General features: G+C 39.4%; 5 protein-coding genes and 1 pseudogene. All 6 read left to right on the forward strand.

Going from position 1 to position 4,274, the window contains the following annotated elements; translation table 11 throughout:
• Positions 1–27: 27 nt before the first annotated feature.
• The 6 genes and pseudogenes from T472_RS06605 (at position 28) to T472_RS06630 (ending at position 3,992) form a co-directional block, all read left to right on the forward strand.
• Positions 28–459, forward strand: coding sequence for an HK97-gp10 family putative phage morphogenesis protein (locus T472_RS06605; RefSeq protein WP_023387667.1), 432 nt, complete (start codon positions 28–30; stop codon positions 457–459).
• Between the two features lie 20 nt (positions 460–479).
• Positions 480–827 (forward strand): hypothetical protein, encoded by a 348-nt coding sequence (locus tag T472_RS06610; RefSeq protein WP_023387668.1) that lies wholly within the window; start codon positions 480–482, stop codon positions 825–827.
• A gap of 38 nt (positions 828–865) precedes the next feature.
• A pseudogene (locus T472_RS06615) lies at positions 866–1,441 on the forward strand (major tail protein); the annotation flags it as partial.
• Between the two features lie 320 nt (positions 1,442–1,761).
• Complete coding sequence (locus T472_RS06620) at positions 1,762–2,172, forward strand: hypothetical protein (protein ID WP_023387670.1); 411 nt, start codon at positions 1,762–1,764, stop codon at positions 2,170–2,172.
• A gap of 393 nt (positions 2,173–2,565) precedes the next feature.
• Positions 2,566–3,162: a type IV toxin-antitoxin system AbiEi family antitoxin domain-containing protein gene (locus T472_RS06625; protein ID WP_023387672.1), complete on the forward strand. Its 597-nt coding sequence runs from the start codon at positions 2,566–2,568 to the stop codon at positions 3,160–3,162.
• Complete coding sequence (locus T472_RS06630; RefSeq protein ID WP_023387673.1) at positions 3,159–3,992, forward strand: nucleotidyl transferase AbiEii/AbiGii toxin family protein; 834 nt, start codon at positions 3,159–3,161, stop codon at positions 3,990–3,992. The genes T472_RS06625 and T472_RS06630 overlap by 4 nt, the downstream gene beginning before the upstream one ends.
• The last annotated feature ends 282 nt before the right edge of the window (positions 3,993–4,274 follow it).

Consider the following 4,274-nt stretch of genomic DNA (forward strand, 5'->3'; position numbering starts at 1 on the left):
AACTACAATATACAAGGAGGTGATTTCATGGCAAGATCAAGTTTCAAAATGCCAGAGGATTTCTTGCTAAAGGTATCAACCTTGGCAGAGAAAACCGATGAAATCATCCCGAAGGTCCTGGAAGCTGGTGGCGAAGTGGTGAAAGCCAAAGTGAAAGCCAATCTACAGGCCACCGTTGGAAGCGACACAAAACTTCCATCAAGGTCCACTGGAGAACTTATTGATGCTCTCGATGTAACCCCTGCTGGTGTGGATCGAGATGGGAATTATAACGTAAAGGTGGGCTTTGATGAACCGAGAAAAGAAGGAGAGTCAAATGCAAAACTAGCCAATATCTTAGAGTATGGAAAGTCTGGGCAACCGGCTAAGCCATTCCTAAAGCCGGCGAAAACAGCTAGTCGAAACGCCTGCATTGAAGCAATGAAAAGAAAGCTGGATGAAGAGATTAGCAAAATTTAAAAGAAGGGAGGGCGAAGGTCGTGTATAACAGTATTTTGAAAGATATAGGCGAGGTCCTTGAACCTTTGGGGATTCCCATTGAAACGGGTGTGTTTAGTAAAAAGGCTCCGGATGAATATCTGGTCCTTACCCCTATGAGTGATATCTTCGATCATTATGCTGATGATCTGCCAGTAGCAGAACTACAGGAAGTTCGCCTCTCCTTATTTTCTAAGGGCAACTACCAGGCAAGAAAGAATGAAGTGGTAATAGCACTACTAGGAGCAGGCTTTATCATAACGGACAGAAGGTATCTGGGATACGAAGAAGATACCGGTTTTCACCACTTCGCCATTGATGTGGCAAAAGAATACGAATTGAATTTTTAGCTGAAACAAATTCAGCTATTTTGAAGGAGGAATAGGACATGGCAACAATTGGATTGGATAGTCTATACTACGCCAAAATCACAGAAGACGAAAATGGCATCGAAACATATGGTATACCCAAAGTCTTGGCAAAAGCCATGACGGCAGAACTGAGTGTGGAGCTGATTGAAGCAATTCTCTATGCAGATGACGGTGCTTCTGAAGTGGTCAAGGAATTCAAAAGTGGCGCACTGACTCTTGGGATTGACGATATTGGCTCGGTGGTAGCTCAGGATTTAACAGGATGTAAAATCGACAGTAACAATGTCGTTGTTTCAAGAAGTGAAGATGGAGAAAGTCCTGTGGCTATCGGTTTTCGTGCAAAGAAGGCCAATGGACGCTATAGATACTTTTGGCTTTACAGAGTTATCTTTAGTGTTCCTGCCACCAGCCTTGCGACCAAAGGTGATTCCATTACATTTAGTAGTCCCACCATAGAGGGAACGGTCTTCAGACGAAACAAACTGGATGAGGAGAACAAGCATCCTTGGAAAGCCGAAGTCACTGAAGGAGATAGCGGTGTTGCACCATCTACTATTTCCGGCTGGTTTACCTCTGTGTATGAACCGGACTTTACTCCGGTAACACCGGCGATTACCATCACGACTCAGCCTGCAGCTCTCACCGAAGTGACAGTCGGTAGCATTACGGGAAGTCTTTCTGTGGTGGCAAGCTCCAATACATCCAATCCTGTAACGTATCAGTGGTATGAAAACACCATCGACAGTTCCACAGGAGGTACACCGATTAATGGAGAGACTTCTGCCAGCTTTGATATCCCAACGGATCTTCTGGCGGATACCTATTACTATTACTGTGTGCTGAACTTAAGTGGAGCAGATCCTGTTACCACTGAAGTAGCAACAGTAATCGTATCTTAATGGAGGGAAGATAGATGGCAGATGAAAATGTAAAACTCACAGAAGCAGCTGAAGATAGAAGCGCCACCATTGAAATCGGTGGCACAGAATTTAAATTGGTACTCACCACGAAGGCAACAAAAGAAATCGCGGGGCGTTATGGCGGTCTTGAAAACTTGGGCGAGAAGCTCATGAAAACTGAGAACTTTGAAATGGCACTTGATGAGATTGTGTGGCTGATTACACTTCTGGCCAATCAGTCCATCTTGATTCATAACATCAGGAATAAGGATCAGAAGAAAGAGCTGCTCACCGAAGAAGAAGTGGAGCTTCTCACCACACCTTTTGATCTAGCGACCTACAAGAACGCCATCATGGCCAGTATGATGAAGGGGACCAAGAGAAATGTGGAGAGTGAACCCTCAAAAAACGAGGTAGTCGGGTAAGTGATGAGGAGTTATTTACCCGACTGATCTACTACGGCACAGCCCATCTTAATAGAAAAGAAGATGAGGTGTGGCTGATGCCTATAGGTTACTTAATGGACATTTGGGAATGCCATAAGCAGTTCATTGGAATCGCAAAACCGAAGCGAGAACTGTCTATTGATGATGTGATTCCTGCGTGGCTTTAGGTGTCATATTTGTGCATATGAACAACAAATTATACGAACAAAAATGACTAAACGGTATTGTCAATTGTGCTAACATAAAATATTATTTTAACATAAAAGGTAAAATTGAATCATCTCCTAAAAATTAGCAAAAAAATAGTTGTCATATTCGTTCGTATATGATATTATATTTACGAACGAATATGACAAACAAGGAGGTGATTTGATGACTCAAAAGGATTTAGTGACTAAACTATTGAAAGACAACAAAGGTATTCTGACATCAGGTGAAGCTAAAGAAGCTGGAGTGGCTTATAAAACTCTACAACGTATGTATCAGGTTGGTGAAATTGAAAAGCTGGAACAAGGCTTGTATATGGATCCTGATCAAATGGAAGATGAATATTTCTTAACACAATACAGATGTAAAAAAGGTATCTTTTCCCATGAGACAGCATTATATTTTCACGATTTAACCGATAGGACACCTTTCCAGTTAATGCTGACAATTCCATCAGGGTATAATACAAGACTGTTGAAGGAGAAAGAAAAATTCAAGTTCTTTTACATTGCAGAGAGACTTCATACAATTGGCCGGATTGCCATGGAGACACCATTTGGGCATCAAGTCTATGTATATGATAAAGAAAGAACCATTTGTGACTGCTTAAAAAAGAAAGATCAGCTTGACACTGATTTAGTGAATGAAGCAGTCAAAAGATATATGAAAACTCCCGGAGCAGATTATTCTAAACTACTTAAGTATGCCGATGTTTTTAATATCAAAGATTTGGTTCGAAAATACATGGAGGTGTTGACATGAAAATTGGTAGTCCTAGACAATTGAAAGACTGGATTAACAATGTGGCTAAAGAGAATAATTTGATAGCGAATACTGTGCTTCAGAATTTTATGATGGAAAGGCTTCTAGAAAGAATTTCGATTTCAAAGTACAAAGACAATTTTATCCTCAAAGGTGGATTCTTGATTGCAGCTATGGTTGGTATAGATATGAGAAGCACTATGGACATGGATACAACGATAAAAGGGATTCCTGTCAATAGAGAGGCCATAGAAGAAATATTAAATGAGATTCTATCGATAGAGCTTGATGATAATGTAATTTTTAGGCTAAAAGCTATTAAAAACATCCATGATGTTAGTGACTATGATGATTTCAGAGTCTCTGTAGAAGCCCAGTTCTTTACGATCAGAGTCAATATGAAGATTGACATCACTACTGGAGATGTAATCATACCAAGAGAAGTAGAATATTCGTTTAAGCTTATGTTTGAAGAACGTGATATTTCAATAAAAGCGTATAATTTAAATACAATTCTTGCAGAAAAGATTGAGTCTATTTTGGCGCGGAATGTGGCAAATACCAGAGCTAGAGATTATTATGATGTTTATATTCTTCTAACACTTCGAAGAAATGATATTGATTTAGAAAGTCTAAGAAACGCAATTCGAAAGAAAGCTGAAGAAAGAAACACATTGATCTATTTAGAGAATAGTGAGAAGTATTTAAAAGATATAGAGGAAAGTGAAGATCTTAAGACAATTTGGGAATCATATGTGCAGAAGTTTCCCTATGCAGAAGGTATTCAGTTTGATGAAATTACTGATATTCTAAGAGCAGTTTTTAAGTGACATAAAATAGGCTCAATGAAAAGGATAATTTAACAATATTAACTGCATATGGAACAGAATGATTGTTACATTGAAAATTTTAACGTTACATTACGAGGCACTTCAAATGAGGTGTCTTTTTTCATGCCTAATGAGGAGGAGGTGAGGCACTATGGCAGATAATTTATCTTAGAAGTCGGATAAATTGTCATATCCCATATGTGTAGTTATAATCCTTTCTCACGTATTCATAGAAAAACCGGGGAACCCATAAAGAATTCCTCGGATAATTTTTCAAGGTCT

The sequence above is a fragment of the Youngiibacter fragilis 232.1 genome (genome assembly GCF_000495435.3).
GTDB classification, from domain to species: domain Bacteria; phylum Bacillota; class Clostridia; order Clostridiales; family Clostridiaceae; genus Youngiibacter; species Youngiibacter fragilis.

Coding starts and splice junctions, on each gene's coding strand:
- T472_RS06620 (WP_023387670.1), top strand. CDS start 1,762: ATGGCAGATGAAAATGTAAAACTCACAGAAGCAGCTGAAGATAGAAGC.
- T472_RS06605 (WP_023387667.1), top strand. CDS start 28: ATGGCAAGATCAAGTTTCAAAATGCCAGAGGATTTCTTGCTAAAGGTA.
- T472_RS06625 (WP_023387672.1), top strand. CDS start 2,566: ATGACTCAAAAGGATTTAGTGACTAAACTATTGAAAGACAACAAAGGT.
- T472_RS06630 (WP_023387673.1), top strand. CDS start 3,159: ATGAAAATTGGTAGTCCTAGACAATTGAAAGACTGGATTAACAATGTG.